This window comes from Chitinophagales bacterium (assembly GCA_020635995.1).
GTDB lineage: Bacteria > Bacteroidota > Bacteroidia > Chitinophagales > UBA8649 > JAFMKE01.
Genome location: JACJYS010000002.1, coordinates 88,538 through 109,210, shown reverse-complemented (window position 1 = coordinate 109,210; position 20,673 = coordinate 88,538). Strand labels below are relative to the sequence as shown.

The 20,673-nt window shown below is 33.0% G+C and carries 18 protein-coding genes and 1 tRNA gene; 7 read left to right on the top strand and 12 right to left on the bottom strand.

Annotated elements, in window-relative coordinates:
• Positions 1–141: 141 nt before the first annotated feature.
• Positions 142–1,629 carry a T9SS type A sorting domain-containing protein gene (locus H6578_04520; GenBank protein MCB9226413.1) on the bottom strand — a complete coding sequence of 496 codons (1,488 nt, stop codon included), beginning with the start codon at positions 1,627–1,629 and terminating at the stop codon, positions 142–144.
• A 130-nt stretch (positions 1,630–1,759) separates the two neighbouring features.
• On the opposite strand from H6578_04520, the gene H6578_04515 reads away from it, so the two are divergent.
• Positions 1,760–2,491, top strand: coding sequence for a T9SS type A sorting domain-containing protein (locus tag H6578_04515; protein MCB9226412.1), 732 nt, complete (start codon positions 1,760–1,762; stop codon positions 2,489–2,491).
• Positions 2,492–2,540: 49 nt separating this feature from the next.
• Here H6578_04515 and H6578_04510 read toward each other — a convergent pair whose 3' ends face one another.
• From H6578_04510 to gcvP, 4 genes are all read right to left on the bottom strand, one after another.
• Positions 2,541–3,557 carry a hypothetical protein gene (locus H6578_04510; protein MCB9226411.1) on the bottom strand — a complete coding sequence of 339 codons (1,017 nt, stop codon included), beginning with the start codon at positions 3,555–3,557 and terminating at the stop codon, positions 2,541–2,543.
• Entirely contained in the window at positions 3,554–5,794 is a 2,241-nt protein-coding gene (locus H6578_04505; GenBank protein ID MCB9226410.1) for a TonB-dependent receptor, read from the bottom strand. The genes H6578_04510 and H6578_04505 overlap by 4 nt, the downstream gene beginning before the upstream one ends.
• Positions 5,795–7,054, bottom strand: a complete 1,260-nt coding sequence (locus tag H6578_04500; GenBank protein MCB9226409.1) for a T9SS type A sorting domain-containing protein — start codon at positions 7,052–7,054, stop codon at positions 5,795–5,797. It abuts the gene before it with no gap.
• A gap of 464 nt (positions 7,055–7,518) precedes the next feature.
• Positions 7,519–10,362, bottom strand: a complete 2,844-nt coding sequence (gene gcvP / locus H6578_04495; GenBank protein ID MCB9226408.1) for an aminomethyl-transferring glycine dehydrogenase — start codon at positions 10,360–10,362, stop codon at positions 7,519–7,521.
• A 172-nt stretch (positions 10,363–10,534) separates the two neighbouring features.
• Here gcvP and H6578_04490 point away from each other — a divergent pair, with 172 nt between their 5' ends.
• From H6578_04490 to H6578_04480, 3 genes are all read left to right on the top strand, one after another.
• The gene (locus H6578_04490; protein ID MCB9226407.1) at positions 10,535–11,065 is read left to right on the top strand and encodes a hypothetical protein; all 531 of its coding nucleotides are present in this window, start codon (positions 10,535–10,537) and stop codon (positions 11,063–11,065) included.
• 6 nt (positions 11,066–11,071) lie between these two features.
• A complete protein-coding gene (locus H6578_04485; protein ID MCB9226406.1) occupies positions 11,072–11,434 on the top strand; it encodes a hypothetical protein in 363 nt (120 codons plus the stop codon).
• 255 nt (positions 11,435–11,689) lie between these two features.
• Positions 11,690–12,019, top strand: coding sequence for a hypothetical protein (locus tag H6578_04480; protein ID MCB9226405.1), 330 nt, complete (start codon positions 11,690–11,692; stop codon positions 12,017–12,019).
• Here H6578_04480 and H6578_04475 read toward each other — a convergent pair.
• Positions 11,997–12,698 carry a ComF family protein gene (locus H6578_04475; protein ID MCB9226404.1) on the bottom strand — a complete coding sequence of 234 codons (702 nt, stop codon included), beginning with the start codon at positions 12,696–12,698 and terminating at the stop codon, positions 11,997–11,999. The genes H6578_04480 and H6578_04475 overlap by 23 nt on opposite strands.
• A gap of 123 nt (positions 12,699–12,821) precedes the next feature.
• On the opposite strand from H6578_04475, the gene H6578_04470 reads away from it, so the two are divergent.
• From H6578_04470 to glmS, 3 genes are read left to right on the top strand one after another with little or no spacing between them, the layout of a single operon-like run.
• Positions 12,822–13,658, top strand: coding sequence for a glycogen/starch synthase (locus tag H6578_04470; protein ID MCB9226403.1), 837 nt, complete (start codon positions 12,822–12,824; stop codon positions 13,656–13,658).
• Entirely contained in the window at positions 13,651–14,901 is a 1,251-nt protein-coding gene (locus tag H6578_04465) for a DUF4270 family protein (GenBank protein MCB9226402.1), read from the top strand. The genes H6578_04470 and H6578_04465 overlap by 8 nt, the downstream gene beginning before the upstream one ends.
• An 11-nt stretch (positions 14,902–14,912) precedes the next feature.
• Positions 14,913–16,751 carry a glutamine--fructose-6-phosphate transaminase (isomerizing) gene (gene glmS / locus H6578_04460; protein MCB9226401.1) on the top strand — a complete coding sequence of 613 codons (1,839 nt, stop codon included), beginning with the start codon at positions 14,913–14,915 and terminating at the stop codon, positions 16,749–16,751.
• 10 nt (positions 16,752–16,761) lie between these two features.
• Here the strand turns inward: glmS and era are convergent, their stop codons facing one another.
• From era to H6578_04430, 6 genes are all read right to left on the bottom strand, one after another.
• On the bottom strand, positions 16,762–17,655 hold the full coding sequence (era, locus tag H6578_04455; protein ID MCB9226400.1) for a GTPase Era: 894 nt from the start codon (positions 17,653–17,655) through the stop codon (positions 16,762–16,764).
• A 45-nt stretch (positions 17,656–17,700) separates the two neighbouring features.
• Positions 17,701–17,773, bottom strand: a tRNA-Met gene (locus tag H6578_04450).
• A gap of 45 nt (positions 17,774–17,818) precedes the next feature.
• Positions 17,819–18,589 (bottom strand): TerC family protein, encoded by a 771-nt coding sequence (locus H6578_04445; protein MCB9226399.1) that lies wholly within the window; start codon positions 18,587–18,589, stop codon positions 17,819–17,821.
• Between the two features lie 16 nt (positions 18,590–18,605).
• Entirely contained in the window at positions 18,606–19,163 is a 558-nt protein-coding gene (locus H6578_04440) for an NUDIX hydrolase (protein ID MCB9226398.1), read from the bottom strand.
• A complete protein-coding gene (locus H6578_04435; protein ID MCB9226397.1) occupies positions 19,156–19,833 on the bottom strand; it encodes an NAD-dependent deacylase in 678 nt (225 codons plus the stop codon). Before H6578_04435 ends, H6578_04440 begins: the two co-directional genes overlap by 8 nt.
• Positions 19,830–20,576, bottom strand: coding sequence for a C40 family peptidase (locus tag H6578_04430; GenBank protein MCB9226396.1), 747 nt, complete (start codon positions 20,574–20,576; stop codon positions 19,830–19,832). Before H6578_04430 ends, H6578_04435 begins: the two co-directional genes overlap by 4 nt.
• Positions 20,577–20,673 lie beyond the last annotated feature (97 nt).

The following is a 20,673-nucleotide window of genomic DNA, read 5'->3' as shown; positions in this document are numbered from 1 at the left end:
TTTAATTAATCTACTAAATTGACAATATTATTAACCATAAAAAAGTAAGCTTAGTATTTGTTATAAACAGCTGTATGAAATATAGGACATAAAAAAAGGCTACCGTGCGGTAGCCTTTTTTTTAAAATTGTGAGGAGGTGGTTATTTAATAATTAATTTAGAATTAGCAATTACCTTGCCTTCAGATAAAACGTTAACAAAGTAAATTCCACTATTTAATGTTTTAGTATTAAATACAGTAGTTGCATCTATTACATCTTTGCGTGTAATTTCTCTTCCTAATAAATCTGTTATTGTTATGGTAGCATTCTTATCATTTACTAATTCTAACGCTACATTAAAGGATGTATTGGCAGGGTTAGGATATACATTAAATGCTGAAACATTATCTACATCTAAAATACTCATTATAGTTAAAGGAGTACTTGTTTCGTCATTTTTATCGGAACCATTCAAATCTTCAACTACATCAACATACCCGTCTCCGTCAGTATCAAAGCTAGTGTATAACTCACTTTCTAATTCAGTAGTAAATGATTCAGTATTCATAATTAACTCGGTACCACTACTATCTTTTACTATAAATCCACCCGAACCATCGCCATAAGAGTCTGTCAATTTTACTTTGTAACATTCTTCAACTGTAGGTAAAGTAATATCAATAACAGGGTTTGAGTTAGCATTATTGTATGTGCCGGCAGAAGCAGATGAAACAATAGCACTATTTAAAGTGGTAACTTCATATCCCATTTCTTCTGGGTAGTCATCAATAATTAATTCTAAACTAATGTCTAATGTACTTGAAATATTAAAGCTTTTAGTTCTTCTTAAAGTATCGTTTTTAACATTTCCATCTATACCAGAGTTAACTGAAATGATATTATAACTAATATCTTGTATTCCAACTCCTTTATATTCTACAGGTACTGTTCCAGTTAAAACTTCTTGTCCTCCAGACTGCATTGTTCCGTTCCAATCTACTATTTCGTGTACATCTCCATCTACCATTATTTCAACAGAAGCAGCAGTTAATGTAGTTCTTCCAACATTTTTTAAAGTTAATTCAGGCAACCAAGAACTACTTGGACAATTACTTCCTTCTTTTGAACTATTCACTTTAGCGTCATCATCAAAGCAAACAGCTTTGTTTAATAGTGTATTTGGGCTAAATACAGCTCCTTCATTATCTTCCCATGCTCCGTCAGGACAAACTACGACAAAATAAGGGATAGAACCTCCATAAGCAAAATGGCTGGCTCTGACAGTTTGATTATTTTCTCCTAAAAATACAGGATTGTTTATGTTATACTGATTAATTATAGCCTGTTCATTAGTAGTAGAGTTGTCTATTTCTATTGAAAATACCATAAAAGTTTTATCTCCACCGGGACCATGAGCTTGCCATATTTCATCTAATGATGGAGTTGAAGCTAGGCATGGACCACACCATGTAGCCCAAAAATCAAATATTATGGTATATCCTTCACTTTGTATTTGTTCCAAATCAAAGGTATCGCCATTAATGTCAACTAATATCCTGCCCGAAAGGTCTATTGTTCCTGTAGCAGCATTAGTTTTTGCAAAAGAAATTGTTAAAAAAACAATTAGAATTAGGTAAATTTTTTTCATCAGTTTTATTTTTTGTGTTGCCAAATTTATCATTTTTTTAAAAAAAATTAACTCAAACGAGGAAAAAATTAACTAATTGTTAAATTTTATCCTCAATTCTATTATATTTGGCATGTATAAATCTAAAATCATGAAAAAAAAATTACTTAAATTTTTATTAATTGTACCAATAATTGCTTTTGTTTTTGAAATAAATGCACAAGAAGTATTTATTGTTGGGGGAGCGAATTATGACTCTACTCATATAGCTTCAGCACCAAGCGATACATTTGCTATTGAAAAGAAAATTTATTTGTATCATAATAGTCCATCTCAAGTAAAAATTGTTTGGGATGCTACTGGATTTACAAGCACCTCAGGGTGGGGCGTAAATTTGTGTGAAGATGTTAGAGCAGGAGGAGCATGTTATCAACTTTCTTTTAAATCTGGAGATACAATGATAGCAGAGGTTGGCGATACGCTTTACTTGAAACCTCAGTTTCTTCCAAACGGAACGGCTGGGTTTGGCTATATTCCTATTACTATAGAATTAGATGGGGTTTCTGGTTCTCAAAAACATTATGATTATTATTTTAAAGTTGACTCATTAGTAGAAGCTACTGCTATTAACGAAATTGCAAACTTAAACTTTAAACTTTATCCTAACCCTGCTGTAGATATGGTAAATATTGATTTGCCTTATAATCACAATGTTAAAACCATTAAAGTTTATAATGTTTTAGGTAAGGAGGTTTACCAAACTTCTGTAAATAATAATACTAATATTAAAATAGAAACTAAAAATTACAAATCGGGGGTTTATATTATTAAGCTTATAGATAAAGGCAACAATATTAATACCTCTACTTTTATAGTGAAGTAGTATTTGAAAAACATAATGAATAAAAAAAGGAGCTTAGAGCTCCTTTTTTTTATTCCACTAACTCTACTTGAAAACTTGGATAGCCTTTTTGTCCTGTTTCTTCATTATAAAAACCTAAAAAACGCAGTTTGTATATAAAGCCGTTTTGGTCTTTTATAACATAACTTTTAGTTTCGTCAATGGTGTATTGAGTTGTAAATATTTTCCATTCGTGTCCTATAATGTCTAACCTGTCTGTAAATTCTCCATTTTTGATATTACTACTGTTTATATCATCATATCCTATTTCATCTTCTATATAGGCTTCAGTGCTGTATGGGTTTAAATACGTACCAGTAACGGCATATCCTGCTATAGGATCTACAGTTGTTGGGTTGGTAGTAGAAAAAACGGTATCTGTAGCTCTGCTAAACAATAAATCCCAAGTTGTTTTGTCTGGTTCTACATTCACAATAGTTTGCTCTAAAAATGAATAAGCTGTTAGGGTAAGATTTTTATCTCTGGGTATAATTTTTCTTACAGCGTTAGAGCCGTCTAAATTTGCATATTTAATGATATAACTATCTTCAATTATTCCTTCAAAAATAAATTTTTTAGGTTCTTTTATAGCATTTCCGTTAGCATCGGTGCCGGCACTAATTAAATAAACTATCTTATCGGTATAAAGCGTATCTTCATCATCTTCTTGCTCTATTATTTCATCTATGGCTAAATTGTCGGTTAAATGCCACATGCCATCAAAGCGTCTTTCATTTTCGGGGTAGCTTTCTATATCATAATTGGCATCAAAATCGGTACTTCCTGTTTTAATTACGTAGTAATTGCACGCACCGTTAAGTCTTATAAAGCTTTTATCTGAACCACTATAAAAACCTATGTCCCATATTTTATAATCGTTAGTAGTTACAATTTTAGCATTAGATAAACTATAATAAATTTGATTTTGATATTGTGCTCCTATCTCTACCACATCATAGTTAGAAAACTGAATATTTCTGGCATCTTCTTCTTTAAAACAAGATGATAAAACTATTAGTAGCGATATGGAATAAATTAATTTTTTCAATTTTTACTTGATATTTTTAAACCTACAAAATATGTTCTTCCTGTTCCTATTTGCGAAGAATTATTAGCCGATGAGTGAGCACCGCTTGTTTGGCTACCTAAAATATTGGTAACATTTAGTATGTTTTTAATTCCAGCGGTAATGCCTATTCTATTTTTCCAAAAACCTTTTTGTACCGTAAAATCCATTAAATCATAAGATTGGGTTTGAATTTGTACAGCTTCATCATTTTCATTTAGCTGATAGTCGTATCTTTTTCCCATCCATTTATTAAACAAGTTTAAACTTAAGTTTATTTTTTTAAAATCATAACTTACATTGGTTTGCATTTGAGGATAAAAGTAATATTTCTTTAAACTGTTATCCTTCGGATATAAATCGTTAGTTAAGCCGGTGTAAGAAAAGCCAACTCCTACAGTTAAGCCTTTAAAAGTATATTTGTTGTCAAGCTGTACGCCTAATGAGGTATTTTGGGCAATATTAACGTACTTATACACTAAGTTTGCGTCTGGAGTAAGTACTATGGCGTTATACTTATGGTTGTAGAAAAATTTAGCTCCAACTTTAAGTCCATGCTTGTTAAAAGAGTTTTGGTAATTATAGGAAGTTGAAAAATTATGAGAGTTTTCTGCTTTTAAATCTTTATTACCAAAAATATTGTGGTTAGCATCATTAAATACTAAGTACATTTCTTTTAAATCGGGCGTTCTATATCCCATGCCATAGTTTAATCTGAAAGCACTATTTTCCGAAACATCATACTTAAATTGTAAAGATGGAGTGGGGAGTTTAACATACATATTGTTGTAGCCGTATCGCAATGCGGGTACTATACTCACTTTTTTTATTGGGTGAATATCTAAACTAACAAAAAAGGAAGCATCTACCATAGTAATGGAAGAACCGTTTTCTTCAGTAAATCTTCCACCTTTTCCATTTTCTACATTTATATCTATTCCGCCTTGTACACTTATTATTTTTTCTGGATTATCCCAATACAAAGCCGTTCTTGTCATCCATTGGTTTAGGCTGGTAGTGTCTTGGTTGTCTTCTCCTTCTGTGTCTTGCACCAGCTCCGACTCTAAAGTGTTTAAATTTTTTCTGTATCTATTTTTTATTCTATTAAAAAGGTTATAGGCATTTACACTATTTAAAGTTAAGTTTTTGCCTATTTTTCCGTTTGTGGCATAAGTAAAATCAAAGCGTTTAGTTTTGTACCAATCATCAAAAGCAATGGGTAGTTGCCCTGCCGGGTCATAACGATTAAGTATTTTATCTTGAAAATAATTGGTTTTAAATCTATGAAACCAATCTTTTTTTGTTCTATAAGTATAGTTTATACCGCCAAAATATTGTTCTTTAGGATTCCAAAGTACATCTCTGTCGTAGTCTTTTGTTGGATTCCAGCCGTCAAAAAAATACCTGCCTGCATTTAAACTGATATAGTGATTTTTCTTTTTGAAACCCACATTGCCATCTACATTATAAGTACCGTTACTTTCGTAATAAAATTTAGCTGCACCTTCTACAGTGTTTTTTTGATTTTGTTTAGTTATTAAATTTATAACGCCTGCTATAGCATTAGTGCCATACATAGCAGATAATGGACCTTCTACTACTTCTATTCTTTCAATATTATTCATATTAATTTGGCTTAAATCAATATTACCGTCCATTCTTCCTATTACGGGTACACCGTCTATCATTACTTTTACATTGTAGCCACCCATGCCCTGCATTTCTATTTGAGAACCCAAAACGCCATCTTGTTTTATTTGTATGTTTAGTTCATTTTGCAGTGCTTCTGCTAAGTTGTTTGCCGCTCTTTTGTTTAGGGTTTCTGCGGTTATAACATTTACATTATAAACGCTTTTATCTATTGTGGTTTCTTTAGCACTTCCTGTTACTACTACTTCATCTATTTCCTGTTCATTGGCAAAAGCGTAAATAATAGCTTCTTGTCCGGGCATTATTTCTTTTCTAACTTTATTATAGCCTATATAGCTGGCTTCTACTAATGTTTTTGTAGTAAAAGGTATTTCAAATTTTCCTCTTTCATCGGTAGTAGTATATTTAATGCTATGAGTAGAAAGTTCTGTTAGTTTTATATTAGCATAAGCTAATGGCTCTAATGTAGCAGCATCGTATATATTTATATAGTTTTGGGCATTGCTGTAATTAACAATGCCCAAAATGAAAACTATTGTATAAAATAAACTACTACTTGGCTTGTTCATTTATTTGTTTAATATTACTTTTTGAGTTGTAATATTTTTTCCGTTTGATAACTGTATTAAATATACTCCAGCTGTGTTATTGCTTAAATCTAATCTATAAGCGTTTAATCCTGCATTTGCATTAATAGAATTAGATTGATAAACAGTTCTTCCAAACATATCTGAAACCGCAATTTGTAGATTTTCATTAGCATTTAAGTCTAAAACTAATTCTATTTGCCCTTTTGTGGGGTTAGGATAAATAGTGTAGTTAACTATGCTGTTTATATCGTTAATATTAGTAGTGTCTTGCGCTATTTCTTCTTTATTAAATTTAATTACTCCTGTACTACCTCCTGCAAATTCGGTAAAATATAGTTTATAAATTTTATTGTCTATAGTTTTTACAAAGTAAGTTAGTGAGTCTGTTAAATCATAAGTGTAGGTAGTATTATTAAATGATTTCCAATCCCAGCCTATGGTATTTCTATCTGGTGATAATACTAATCCGTCATAGCTTGCTTCGCTATTGGGTAAGTTTTCAACTTTCGCTATTTCTACACCAAAATTGTTTAGTACGCCTGTTACAGGATAATGAACCGTAGGACTGTATTGGGCATTGTATTTTTTAAATACTAAATCCCAAGTAGTATTGTTGGGCTCTAAGTTTAACAAAGTATGATTATCCATGTTTAAATATGCATAGTTTGTATTCAAATAATCTGCGGGTGTAATGGTAAGTGTTGTATCTATTGAATTATCTAAAGTAGCATATCTATATGTAAAAGTTCCGGTTATTTTACTTACAACCATTACTTTGTAAAAATCGCCATTTACGGTTTGAATAACAAAAATTCTAGAAGCTGTTACTTGGTGGTTGGCAGAATTATATTCGCCCCAGCCATAATTACTTGAAGATGTAGTTGACATATCTTCAAAGGCAGAAAACTCACTCCATGTTGAATAATCATCATATAGTTCATCCCAATTTGACAAATTTGCAGTATCTAATACGTCAGAAAAAGTAGAAATATCATCAGAAACTCTATAAAGTTTAACGCCTCTACCACTATTTATCATAATAGCTGCCGAAATAGATTCATTATAAAAAGCTACTGTCCAATCTGCACCCCCTACTTCAGTAGTATTGCCAGATGATAAACTATAAAAAACGTCATTTGTGTAATTTGGTCCCATTATCACACTATCTTCAACAACTTGTGCAGAAAGCGAATAGAAACCTATAAATAAAATAAACCAAAAAAATAATTGTTTTCTCATAAAAAAGTGCTGTTTTAAATTCTTGCACAAAGGTCACACTTTTCTTATTTAAAAACAATCTAAATAAAGCTTATTTTGTCATGTCTTTGTCATAAAAAATGACATTCCATAAATCTTTTGTTTGCTTGTGTTTTTTTGGATATTTTTCTTCCACGTAGTGCGTTATACCGATACCTCTTTCACGTCATGCCTGCGAATGCAGGTATCCCAAACAAAAAGAGAAATAGCACGTCATGCCTTTGAAGAAAGGCATCCCAATGTTACGTAGCACAGTTTTATTGCAAGGGATTACCGCCTCCGCGGTAATGACGATTTGTGGGAGGTTTTTTTCTATATAGCACGTCATGCCTTTGAAGAAAGGCATCCCAATATTACGTAGCACAGTTCTATTGCAAGGGATTACCGCCTTCGCGGCAATGACGATTTGTGGAATTCGTTTATCCCATTTTGATTAATAACGCAAACTAAACAGCATATTCGCTTACAGGAGGGCAAGTGCAGATTAAATTTCTATCGCCTACGGAGTTGTTAACCCTTGAAACAGTAGGCCAAAACTTATTACTTTTTGTGTATGCACACGGAAAAGCGGCCGTTTCTCTATCATATTTATGAGTCCACTCTGTAGCACAAACTTCTTGCATAGTGTGCGGTGCATTTTTTAATGGATTATCATCTGCATCTAAATCGCCATTAGCTATGGCATCTATTTCTGTTTTTATAGAAATCATAGCATCACAAAAACGGTTTAGCTCTTTTAACCCTTCACTTTCGGTTGGTTCTATCATTAAAGTACCCGCCACAGGAAAAGAAACCGTAGGAGCATGAAAACCATAGTCCATTAATCGTTTTGCTACATCTTCTACTTCTATTTTTAAGCTGTGTTTGTATGGTCTAAAATCTAAAATAAGTTCGTGAGCTACTTTGCCATGTTCTTTTCCGGTATAAAGTACTTCAAAATATTGCTCTAAAACGGCTTTAATATAATTGGCATTTAAAATAGCGTATTGAGTAGCTTCTGTTAAACCTTCTGCTCCTAACATTTTTATATAAGCATAAGAAATAAGCAAAATAGATGCACTACCATAAGGTGCTGCCGCAACACCATGAGTAGCTTTGCTACCGCCAGTTTTCACAAGTGCATTGCTTGGCAAAAATGGCGATAAATGTGCTGCACAGCATATTGGTCCTACTCCCGGGCCACCGCCACCATGCGGTATGGCAAAAGTTTTATGTAAATTTAAGTGGCATACATCAGCACCTATTTCTCCAGGACTGGTAAAACCCACTTGGGCATTCATATTGGCACCGTCCATATACACTTGACCTCCATTGGCGTGTACTATTTCTATTATCTCTTTTATATGATGCTCAAAAACTCCATGTGTAGAAGGGTAGGTTATCATTAAAGAAGATAAATTGTTTTTATGTTCTTCTGCTTTTTGCTGCAAATCTTCTTTATCTATATTGCCGTAAGTATCACATTTTACTACCACTACTTGGCATCCCGCCATAACTGCCGAAGCCGGATTAGTGCCATGTGCCGATTCTGGAATTAAAACAATATTTCGGTGTTTATCGCCTTGGCTTTGGTGGTAGGCTTGAATAAGCAGTAAACCGGCAAATTCTCCCTGAGCACCACTATTTGGCTGAACTGAAGTGCTATGGAAACCTGTTATTTCGCTTAAAAATGATTCTAACTCTTTTATAATTTGTTGGTAACCCAAGGTTTGTTCAGTGGGAGCAAAAGGGTGTATATTGGCAAAAGCATCCCACGATACAGGCTCTAACTCGGCAGCTGCATTTAATTTCATAGTGCAAGAACCCAAAGGAATCATAGAATGAGTAAGCGATAAATCTTTATTCTCTAAATGCTTAATATATCGCATTAACTCCGTTTCGCTTCTGTATATTTTAAATACTTCGTGTTGTAAGTATTTTGACGTTCTTTGCAAGGTTGTGGAAATACCAAAAGAAGTATTAGCATTTGAATTTCCTTTTGCAAATTTTTCAAAAATTATAGCAATATGGTTTACATCTTCTATAGAAGTGGTTTCGTCTAAAGAAATTTGAACTTCATTTTCTCTGTAAAAGAAATTGATATGTTGCTTTTCTGCAAAAAGTTTAATGTTTTCGGCTTCTGTAGTTTCTACTACTATGGTGTCAAAAAAGGAATGGTGTTTTATGTTAAAACCGAGATTACTTAATTTTTCAGCCAGCTTAACACTAAGTTTACTAATATTAGAAGCTACTTCTTTTATGCCTTCGTAGCCATGGTGTACGGCATACATGGCCGCCATATTAGCCAGCAAAGCTTGTGCGGTACAAATATTAGATGTTGCTTTTTCTCTTCTTATATGTTGCTCTCTGGTTTGCAAAGCCATACGGTAGGCGGGTTTCTCTAATCTATCAGTAGAAATACCTATTATTCTACCCGGAATTATACGTTTAAAATCTTCGGTAGTAGCCATATATGCCGCATGTGGACCACCAAAACCCATAGGCACACCAAAACGCTGAGTGTTTCCTATAACACAGTCTGCTCCCCATTCTCCGGGAGGTGTTAGTATGGCTAAACTTAAAATATCTGCCACTACACCCACATAAATTCCTTTTTCTTTAGCTTTTTGAGTAAAAGAGGTATAATCTTCTATTTTTCCTTCGCTATTTGGATATTGAACTAAAGCTCCAAAATAGGTGTCATCAAATTCTATATTTTTAAAATTGCCAATAACTATTTCTATGTTTAAGGGATTGGCTCTTGTTTGTAAAATATCAATTATTTGAGGGAAAGTATATTCATCTACAAAAAACTTAGTAGCAGTAATAGTTCTTTTATTAAAAGCTCCAAAAAACATATTCATAGTTTCTGCGGCTGCGGTAGCATCATCTAATAAAGAAGCATTGGCTATGGGCAAAGCGGTTAAATCGCTTATTACGGTTTGAAAATTTAACAAAGATTCTAAACGACCTTGTGCTATTTCTGCTTGGTAAGGCGTGTATTGTGTGTACCACCCCGGGTTTTCAAATACATTTCTTCTAATTACGGCAGGTGTAATAGTGCCGTAGTATCCCATGCCTATATAGCTTTTAAATACTTTATTTTTTTTAGAAATGGTTTTTATTTCGTTTAAATATTCAAATTCGGTAAGAGCTTTAGGCAAGTTTATTCCTTTGGAACGAATATTGGAAGGAATGGTTTGGTCTATCAGTTCATCTAAAGACGAAACACCTATTTTTTTGAGCATTAAATCTTTTTCTTCTGCTGAAATACCAATATGTCTTTTGCTAAATGCGTAGGTGCTTGCCATAGTATTTTAAATTTTGGGCAAAGGTAAGGTACTTTACTATCTTTTTTAATAGTTTGCAAGAGTGCATTAAGCATTTTTAATAAGTTGTTTATAAGTGCATGTTGACATTTTGGGATAGTATTTTTAATTAACGATTATTCCCGTGCTGTCAGAAGCTACTTTCTGACAATTTGTGTACGAAAACATAAAAAATATTCCTTACATTTGGTTTATGAGTTTAATAAAGAAGAGTGGAAATCGGCAAGGATGCCGACCACGGGGAAATATAACTAAGGGTCTTGGAAATTATAGTTTTGATGTGGGTCCAGTAGGATTTAATACTTCATCATTTACTGATTATGTTCTTGATGGAACTTTTACTTTTTATAAACTAAGTGATAAAGGCTTTCAAGGGCCTCATGTTTCAGATTTTTTTTATGATTTTACTAGAAATAGTAACTACTCAGTTAATAAAAGATCTATTGAACAACTTAATATTGAATACGGAATAGATGGTGGTTTAGGGAAGATTAATTATGAAAATGGAGAGATAATGAATTATTACAGGGTTGGAGCATCTTTTATTGAAGCCAAATATGAGATTTATCAAAACGCAGATGTTCATAGAATACATATTGGTTTTCAAGAAGAGTTGGGAGGTGCATTTATAATAGGAGGTTCAGCTGGGTTTAGATGGCAATCTACTTTAGTAGGTATAAAATAGATTGAAATGGTTTATATAGTAGTTTTGTACATAATTGGATTTATTTATTTTATGATTCGTATGATATTTGCCTCAATAAATCGTGATTACTTGTTTTTACTAGAGGTAATTATAATAGAATTAAACTCTTTGTTTTACAAAAAAAGTGATTCTTTTATTGAAAACTATAGTGTCAAAAAAGATGAATTATTAGTAAAAAATAGAAGTAAAGTTACTTTTTTTTATGAATTGAAAAGAAATATTCTTAATCCAGTCGATATTAAAAAAGATTTTGCATTAAAAAGTAAATTGTATAAAGACCTATCTAGTGAATATCTTTTTGAATATAAAAAATTAAAAAATGCATATATTGGTTTTTTTTATACTTGATATTTGGTCTAATTTTCGGCATAATTCTCAGCTAGCGCATTCTAGCTGATAAAAACCTGGCTACTTCCATGATTATTATAGAAAAATCATTCCCAAATTTGGGAAAACATAGAAAATATGAGGGTTTCAAAGCATAGCAGGAAAATTGAGTGCAAGAACTAAATTTTCCTTGTGGTCGGTGGTTTTCACCGTACCACTTTGCATAAATTATTAAATTAATTTCTTACATTTGGTTAATATTTTTGGTTAAACTAAGTGCAAAATCAAGCTACATATTATACAAAATTAGGTGCAAAAAACTACCACCCATTTGGTTGGGCAATGTCGGGCAGGCAGTATTTAGGTAGTGGTGGGGAAAAATACCGCTACGGCTACCAAGGAGAGTTTAGCGAGGAAGACGATGAAACAGGGTGGAATAGCTTTGAGTTATGTTCTTTAAATGCTCATGCCGTTCAAGGTGTTATTACCTTGAATGGCAACCACAAATATAATGTACAATATATTTTCATTTTTGTAGTTTACAAAGATAAAATTTTACAATTAATAGGCAAAAAACCTCTTTTTATAGCTTACACGCCATGGTAAGCACGCTAAGTTTGGTGTTGGGTATTTCTAAAATTTTCATGCCGCAGGCTTCTAAAGTTGCTCCGGTAGTTAACACATCGTCTATTAAAAGCAAATGTTTATTTTTAATAAGTTTAGGTTCTACTACTTCAAATATTTCTGCCACATTTTCCCATCTGTCGGCTCTGTTTTTCCCTGTTTGACTTTTAGTGTCTATATTTCGTTTTAAAGCATTTTTAAAGTAGGGAATATGCCAACTTTCAGCAATTGTTTTAGCAAAAGTATCGCATTGGTTATAGCCACGCCTTTTCAGTTTCTTCTTGTGTAAAGGAACACTCACAATGCCCTCAAAAGGAATATTTATATTGTTTGTCTTATATTTTTCGGTAAGAATATTAGCAAGTTTAGTTCCTACATCTTGGCGGTTTTGATACTTTAATTGGTGTAGTAAATGCTGAGTAGTAGAATCTTTTTCAAAAAATAAAAGACTGTCGGCACGCTGCAATTCTATTCTTCCCCAAAACTTTTTTTGCAAAGGATTATCTTCAATAGCAGAAAAATTAGTGAGAGGAAGTTGGTGCTCACAAACTAAACAAAGAGTTTCTTCTTGTTGTATTAAACTTTCGCCACAAGCCACACAAATTTTAGGGAAAAAGAGTTGAGATAAAGATTTGAAATAAGAATTTAAAACAGTAGTCATGTAAGCAATAAAAATCTTAATAAGTATTAAATATACCTATTCTATTTTAGCAAAAAATAATATTCGCACATTATTTTGTATCTTTGCACCTTTAATTTTCAAAATAAATTTCACAAGTATTATATGAGTAGTAGAAAAAGAGTATTAATCATCACTCAAGAGATGAAGCCTTACTTAGATTTAACTGACATTTCAACAATAGTATCAGGTTTACCTACAAAATTACAAGGACAAAAATTAGAGATAAGAGTTTTAATGCCACGCTTTGGCGTTATTAACGAAAGAAGACACCGACTACACGAAGTAGTACGCTTAAGCGGTATTAATGTGGTGGTAAATGATGAGGATTATCCTTTAATTATTAAAGTAGCTTCGCTACCGGGAGCACGTTTGCAAGTATATTTTTTAGATAATGATGATTTTTTTCATCGCAAGCAAATGTACCAAGATAAAAATGGCGAAAATTTTGACGACAATGCAGAAAGAATGATGTTTTTTAATATTGGAGCTATAGAAATAGTGCGTAAATTTGGTTGGGCTCCAGATGTAGTTTATTGTAGCGGGTGGCTTACCAGTATGGTGCCTTTATTGCTAAAAACTAAATATAAAACAGACCCTATTTTTGATAAAAGTAAAGTAGTTTATACTGCATTTCAAGATGAAAGTTTTGAAGGAGCAATAAAACCTGATTTTAAGAGTTTTTTAAAAGAAAATATAGAAATAGAAGACGATAAAATGTTTGATGTTTATGGCAAAGGTTCTGAAACTGATTTGAATGTAGGAGCTTTGCATTATGCAGACGGAGCAACAATAGGTAGCGATATGGTAGAAAAAGCAGTAGAAGATAAATTTAATAGCCTTGAGATGCCTAAATTGCCATTTAACAACAATACCGATTTATTAATAGATTATGCAAAATTTATAAAAGCTCAAACGCTTAACGAAGATGAAGTTGAATAGGCTTATTTTATTATTGTTGCCATTAGTAGCACTTACTTTTTGCGATAAAGACCCAAATATACAAGGCGACCCGGATTCAGATAATTTGGCTAAAATAGATACTTTGGTTCTTGAAGGATATTCTTTACCTCACGAAGTAGATAATGCACTAAATCAATCAAATGTGCCACTGGGTGTGGTTAATGATGCTACTTTTGGTAAAAGAGAAGCCTCCTATTATGCACAGTTGTTGCTTACACAGTCGTCTTACGAGCTTGGAGCAAATGCTGTTTTAGATTCTGCCGTTTTAGAAATTGCACTAAAAGGAAAATTTGGACCTATGCAACAAGCAGTTACTTTTAATGTGCATGAGATGACAGAAGCCTTAGATAATAACAATACCTACACTTCAGAAACCAATATAGCTTATGATAATACAATAATAGGCACGGTAAATTATATTTATAATGAAAATAATGCTACACTTCGTATTCCTATAAATTCAGCATTCGCAAATGATTTATTTAGCCAGTTTGGCACTTCTACAATGGAGTCAAATACTAATTTGTTAAGCTATTTAAAAGGAATTTATATTACACCAGATAATATTACGGGAGGAGACGGGCATTTAAAATTAGACCCTACAAATGCTAATAGCGGACTAAAATTATATTTCACCAGTGATAGCCCTAATGATTCATTGTATAGATTTGCTATAACTACAACATCTTTAAGAGTTAATCATTACGAAAAAGATTTAGCAGGAAGTGAGGTGCAAGTAGCTTTTGATGATGCTACTAATAATGATGAGGAACTATACGTAGCAGGATTATTTGTTTCTAAAGCAAGAATATTAATTCCCGATTTAAGCTTTTTGCAAGGCAAAGTTATTAATCAAGCAAAATTGACCTTTGCTCAAACAGATTATGGTTCTAATGCTAATACAGATTATGATGAACCTGTATATTTATTGCTTTATGGCGAAAAAGATAATGATTCAACAGAATATTTACTTTCAGATTATAGTGTAAATACACCAACGCAGTACGGTGGGACGGCTGTGCTTAAAGAAGTAAACGGAGTGGTAACAAACACTTATTCATACAACATTCCGCGTTTTATACAAAGAGTGGTAAACGGAGAAACAGAATTGCAGTATTTTGTTTTGCAATCAGTAAATTACAATACAGGAGAACGCATAAAATTAGGTGGAGGGAATCACCCTAACTTCCCTATTAAATTAGAAATTTTATATACAAAGTAAAATAAACGCTTATGTGTGGTATAGTAGCTTATATAGGAAATAAAGAAGCGTATCCTATATTAATTAAAGGGCTTGAAAGATTAGAATACAGAGGGTACGATAGTGCGGGAGTAGCTTTGCTTAACAAGGATATTCATATTTATAAAAAAGCAGGTAAAGTACAGGAACTTAAAGATTATGCTGCCGATAAAGATACCAGTGGAAGCGTAGGAATAGGGCACACAAGGTGGGCAACACATGGCGAGCCAAATCAAAGAAATGCTCATCCTCATTTTTCTACCGATCATGATTTAGCCATCATTCACAATGGAATTATTGAAAACTATGCACCTTTAAAAGAAGAGTTAATAAAAAGAGGGCATAAGTTTATTTCAGATACAGATACAGAAGTACTTATACATTTAATAGAAGATGTAAAAAAGAATAATAATGTAGATTTGTTAGAGGCGGTAAGAATTGCCTTAAACGAAGTAACGGGAGCTTATGCTATAGTTGTTTTATCTAAAGAGAATCCTAATCAATTAATAGGAGCAAGAAAAGGAAGTCCCTTAGTAGTAGGGCTGGGCGAAAATGATTTTTATATAGCTTCAGATGCTACGCCAATTATAGAATATACTAAAAATGTAGTATATCTTGATGATGAAGAAATAGCATTGTTAGATTTAGATAAAGGTTTAAGTATAAAAACCATAGCCAATCAAGAGAAAACACCTTATGTGCAAGAGCTGGAAATGAAACTTGAACTACTTGAAAAAGGTGGTTATGAGCATTTTATGCTTAAAGAGATATATGAGCAGCCAAGATCTATTTACGATAGTATGCGTGGAAGAATAGACAGCAAAAAAGGCGATATTTATATGGGTGGCATGCACGAATACAAAAATGTATTAATGAATGCCGAAAGAATTATTATTACGGCATGTGGCACATCGTGGCATGCAGCTTTAGTGGCTGAATATCTTTTTGAAGATTTTGCAAGAATACCTGTAGAAGTAGAATATGCTTCAGAATTTAGATATAGAAATCCCGTAATAAACAGAGGAGATGTAGTTATAGCTATTTCTCAAAGTGGCGAAACGGCAGACACTTTAGCCGCTATAGAAATTGCGAAGCAAAAAGGAGCTACAGTTTTTGGTGTTTGTAATGTAGTGGGAGCATCTATACCAAGAGCTACACATGCAGGAGCATACACCCATGCAGGCCCGGAAATAGGAGTGGCATCTACAAAAGCATTTACTGCACAAGTAACCGTGCTTATACAAATGGCACTTTGGTTGGCGTATAATAAAGGAACTATAAATCAAGCTAAGCTAACAAGATATTTAGTAGAGCTTGAAGCTATACCTGCAAAAGTAGAAGAAGCTTTAAAAAGCAACGATGAAGTGAAAAAAATGGCAAAAGCTATTGTAGCTTCAGAAAGTTCATTGTATTTGGGTAGAGGATATAATTTCCCTGTGGCATTAGAAGGAGCTTTAAAATTAAAAGAGATTTCGTATATACATGCAGAAGGTTATCCTGCGGCAGAGATGAAACATGGCCCTATAGCTTTAATAGATGAAAACTTGCCTGTAGTGGTATTAGCTACTAAAAACTCGCAGTACGATAAAATGGTAAGCAATATACAAGAAGTAAAAGCAAGAAAAGGGCGTGTTTTTGCGGTAGTAACTAAAGGCGATACAGAAGTAAAAGCCATGGCAGACAGATGGATAGAAATTCCCGATTGCCCGGAAGAATTATCACCATTGGTAAGTAGTATTCCTTTGCAGTTATTAAGCTACCATGTAGCATTAATGCGTGGTTGTAATGTTGACCAACCAAGAAACCTTGCCAAAAGTGTAACAGTGGAGTAAAAGTTATAGTTTACTCTTTATACCCAAAATGCTTTAACATTTTATCATCATTTCGCCAGTCGGGTTTTACTTTTACAAAAAGCTCTAAATAAACTTTCTTGTCAATAAAAGTTTCTATGTCTTTACGGGCATCTGTGCCAAGTTGCTTTATAGCTTTGCCACCTTTGCCTATTATTATAGATTTTTGTGTTTCTCTTTCGGTGTAAATAATAGCTCTAATTCTGTCCAGTTTTTCTTCTTCTTGGTAGGCTTCTACTTCTACATGGCAAGAGTAAGGAATTTCTTGCTTGTATAGTTCCAATAGTTTTTCGCGTATTATTTCGGTTACAAAAAAGCGTACATTTTTATCCGATAAATCTTCTTTGTTATAAAAAGCCGGACCTTCCGGCAGATAGTTAATAATACTATTTTTGAGCTCGTATAAATTTATTTTATCTAATGCCGAAACAAAAATTATTTCTGCATTAGGTAGGCTTTCTTTCCATAGTTTGCCATAATCTTCAAGTGCGTTTTCTGTTTTAGCTTTATCTATTTTGTTTATAACTATTATAACGGGCGTTTGTGTTTCTTTCAGCGGATTAAACAAGTCTTTTTGTTTTTCTATAGAAGCACCCAACTCCGTAAGAAATAAAAATACATCGGCATCTTCAAAAGTAGATTTTACATACGTGTTCATTTCTTCCTGCATTTTGTAGGCAGGGTTGTCAATGTAGCCAGGTGTATCGGAAAAAATGATTTGATAATTTTCGTCATTTAATATGCCTAAAGTTCTAAAGCGCGTAGTTTGTGCCTTAGCAGAGGTAATGGCAAGCTTTTGCCCAAGAATAGCGTTTAGCAATGTTGATTTACCTACGTTTGGCAGTCCTATAATATTTACGAATCCGGCTTTGTGGTTGTTGTTCATGGTGCAAAAATATAAAAGCCGCCAAAAATGACGGCTTTTTCTTAGTAGCGGGAACAGGACTCGAACCTGTGACCTTTGGGTTATGAGCCCAACGAGCTACCAACTGCTCCATCCCGCGATGTGGAGTGCAAATATACAACTATATTATTTGCACCACAAGTTTTTATTGCTTTTCTTTTTTCCTAAACTGAATATTTATCATTTCCACTACTAAAGAAAAAGCTACTGAAAAATAAATATATCCTTTTGGTACATGCACGTGAAATCCGTCTAAAATTAACATTACACCTATTAATATTAAAAATGATAATGCTAATATTTGTAAAGTAGGCTGTCTGTTAATAAAATCGCTTATTTTTCCTGCAAAAATCATCATAACTATAATAGATACTATTACGGCTATTATCATAACCAAAACTCCGGGAGCTAAAAAATGAACATTATCGCTTTTAACCTCCACAAGTCCTATGGCTGTTAATATAGAATCAAAAGAAAAAACCATATCTAACAATACTATTTGTACTAAAATGCTTGCCATACCTACAGGCTTGCCACTTGTTTTATGTTCTTCTTCATCGTGGTCAACTTTATGGTGTATTTCGCTAACACTTTTAGCCAATAAAAATAAACCTCCGGCTATTAAAATTAAATCTCTGACACTTATGGCTACAGGCTCTTCTATAAACATAAAGGCAGGTATTGTAAATAAAGGATTGGTTAGCTGAATAATCCAAGTAATGGCTAATAAAAGCATAATTCTAAAAACTAAAGCCAGCGATAAACCAATAAAGCGTGCACGACCTTGCTTTTCTTTAGGTAGTTTATTGGTAACAATAGAGATGAAAATAATGTTATCTACACCCAATACTATTTCTAAAAATATTAGTGTTATTAATGCCACTAACATTTCGGGAGCAAAAATTTCTGCAATCATAATTGAAAGTTTAAGCTTACAAAATTAAATTATTTTTCAGTAAATAATCAATTTTTAGTAAGCTGGCTATTGAAATTAAATCTTTTATTTTGCCAGTTAAAGCCATTTCAATAGCCTCATTTATGTGGAGTTTTTTTATGGCAAGTTCTTCGGTTTCTTCAGGAATAGGCGTGTGTTGAGTTAATCCCGTAGCCAAATAGGTTATAGAAATTTCGTCAGTAACAGAATTAGAAACTTGTGATTCTAAAATTATTTTCCATTTTTTTGCTTTAAGTCCTGTTTCCTCTAAGAGTTCTCTTTTTGCAGATGTTAATGGCGAAGTGTTTTTAAGTCCTCCACCCATAGGAATTTCCCACTCGTAAGTGTTGTGGGTGTACCGATATTGACCTACTAAATAGGTAAATCCATCTTCATCTATTGGCACAATGCCAACTGCTATGTTTTTAAAATGAACTACTCCATAAATCCCCTTATTCCCCGAAGGGTTAATAACTTGATTTTCAACAACTTTTATCCAAGGATTGTTGTAAATTTCTTTATTAGATTTTGTTATCCAAGGGTTCTTTTTACTCATTTATAAATTTTATAAAATTTTCAATTCCTAAGCTTGCCTTCGCTTCAATTTTAGTGAAAGAAGAGCTGATGTTCTTGGGGATTTTGGTGTCAATTATGTAATTTTTGCAGTTGTTTTTGGTGTAATCTACCAAACTGGCAGCAGGATAAACCACCAAAGAAGTGCCTATAACTAATAAAATATCGGCTTCAGCAACAATATTAGCCGCTTTGGGTAGCATGGGAACAGATTCGCCAAACCAAACTATATGTGGACGTAACTGACTGCCTTTTTCACATTTGTCGTTTAGTGTAATATCTTTTTGCCAGTTATAAATCAAATTTTCATCTAATGTACTTCTCGCTTTTAATAATTCGCCATGCAAGTGCAAAACATTTTTAGAGCCGGCTCTTTCATGCAGGTCATCTACATTTTGTGTGATGATATTTACATCAAAATATTCTTGTAGTTCGGCAAGTTTTAAGTGTGCATTGTTGGGTTTGCATTCTAATAGTTGCTTTCTTCTTTGGTTGTAAAAGTCTAAAACAAGTGCTCTATTTTTTTGCCAGCCGTAAGGGCTTGCCACTTCCATAATATCGTGGTTTTCCCACAGTCCATTACTATCTCTAAAAGTTTTTATACCACTTTCTGCACTTATGCCTGCACCTGATATTACTACTATTTTTTTCAAACTATTCTTTTTATAGTTTTTAAGAAATGCGTGTATTTTTTTTCGTCTTTATTATAAATTCCTATGTGGTCAATTTTGTCAATTCTAACTTTTCCGCTGGCGTGTATTATCTCTTGATTTTCAAGGATAATACCTACATGAGTTATCTTTTCTTCTTTACCAAAAAAAGCTAAGTCGCCTTCTTTAGCTTCGGATACAAAATTGAGTGCTTCGCCTAATTCTGCTTGCATATAAGCATCTCTGGGCAATTCTATATTAAAAAAGCTATAAACCATTTGAGTAAGTCCGGAACAATCTATGCCAAAAGGGCTTCTACCGCCCCATAAATACGGAGCATTTAAGTATTTTAGACATACTTTTTTTAGGTTGTTTGTAGAGTTTTGAGGAGGGTCAATAGCATTGCCGTTAAAAATATATTTATCTTTATTTATTTTGAAATTTAACCCGTCAAAATTAGGTAGCCTGCTTCCTAAAACAAGGGTAGTTTGACTGTGATTTAGCTGGCAAGCATGAGCTTTGTTAAAACTTAATTGGTATTTTTGAGGTAGTTTTTCTATTCTTTCATACTGTTTGGTGTCCATCCACCCTTGATAGTTGTCGTGTGTACATTTCACAAAACTCCAATTGTTATTAACTTCAATTATTTCAAAGGTTTCGCCAAACAATAATTGAGATATCATTTCCGAAGTATCTGAGTTTTCTTTTCTTAGAGGAGAAAGAGCCACATTACATATACCAAACATGCGTGCAAAATTAGAATTTAAGTTTATTTTTTAGTTAAATAACAGAACTTTAGTTAAATTAGTTACGTAAAAATACTTAGGTAGTGTATATTTGATA

What these genes read in the sequence shown, in the direction of transcription:
- H6578_04500 (MCB9226409.1), bottom strand. Translation starts at nt 7,054, where the DNA reads ATGAGAAAACAATTATTTTTTTGGTTTATTTTATTTATAGGTTTCTAT.
- gcvP (MCB9226408.1), bottom strand. Translation starts at nt 10,362, where the DNA reads ATGGCAAGCACCTACGCATTTAGCAAAAGACATATTGGTATTTCAGCA.
- era (MCB9226400.1), bottom strand. Translation starts at nt 17,655, where the DNA reads ATGAACAACAACCACAAAGCCGGATTCGTAAATATTATAGGACTGCCA.
- H6578_04440 (MCB9226398.1), bottom strand. Translation starts at nt 19,163, where the DNA reads ATGAGTAAAAAGAACCCTTGGATAACAAAATCTAATAAAGAAATTTAC.
- H6578_04475 (MCB9226404.1), bottom strand. Translation starts at nt 12,698, where the DNA reads ATGACTACTGTTTTAAATTCTTATTTCAAATCTTTATCTCAACTCTTT.
- H6578_04430 (MCB9226396.1), bottom strand. Translation starts at nt 20,576, where the DNA reads ATGTTTGGTATATGTAATGTGGCTCTTTCTCCTCTAAGAAAAGAAAAC.
- H6578_04485 (MCB9226406.1), top strand. Translation starts at nt 11,072, where the DNA reads ATGGTTTATATAGTAGTTTTGTACATAATTGGATTTATTTATTTTATG.
- H6578_04445 (MCB9226399.1), bottom strand. Translation starts at nt 18,589, where the DNA reads ATGATTGCAGAAATTTTTGCTCCCGAAATGTTAGTGGCATTAATAACA.
- glmS (MCB9226401.1), top strand. Translation starts at nt 14,913, where the DNA reads ATGTGTGGTATAGTAGCTTATATAGGAAATAAAGAAGCGTATCCTATA.
- H6578_04505 (MCB9226410.1), bottom strand. Translation starts at nt 5,794, where the DNA reads ATGAACAAGCCAAGTAGTAGTTTATTTTATACAATAGTTTTCATTTTG.
- H6578_04470 (MCB9226403.1), top strand. Translation starts at nt 12,822, where the DNA reads ATGAGTAGTAGAAAAAGAGTATTAATCATCACTCAAGAGATGAAGCCT.
- H6578_04515 (MCB9226412.1), top strand. Translation starts at nt 1,760, where the DNA reads ATGAAAAAAAAATTACTTAAATTTTTATTAATTGTACCAATAATTGCT.
- H6578_04520 (MCB9226413.1), bottom strand. Translation starts at nt 1,629, where the DNA reads ATGAAAAAAATTTACCTAATTCTAATTGTTTTTTTAACAATTTCTTTT.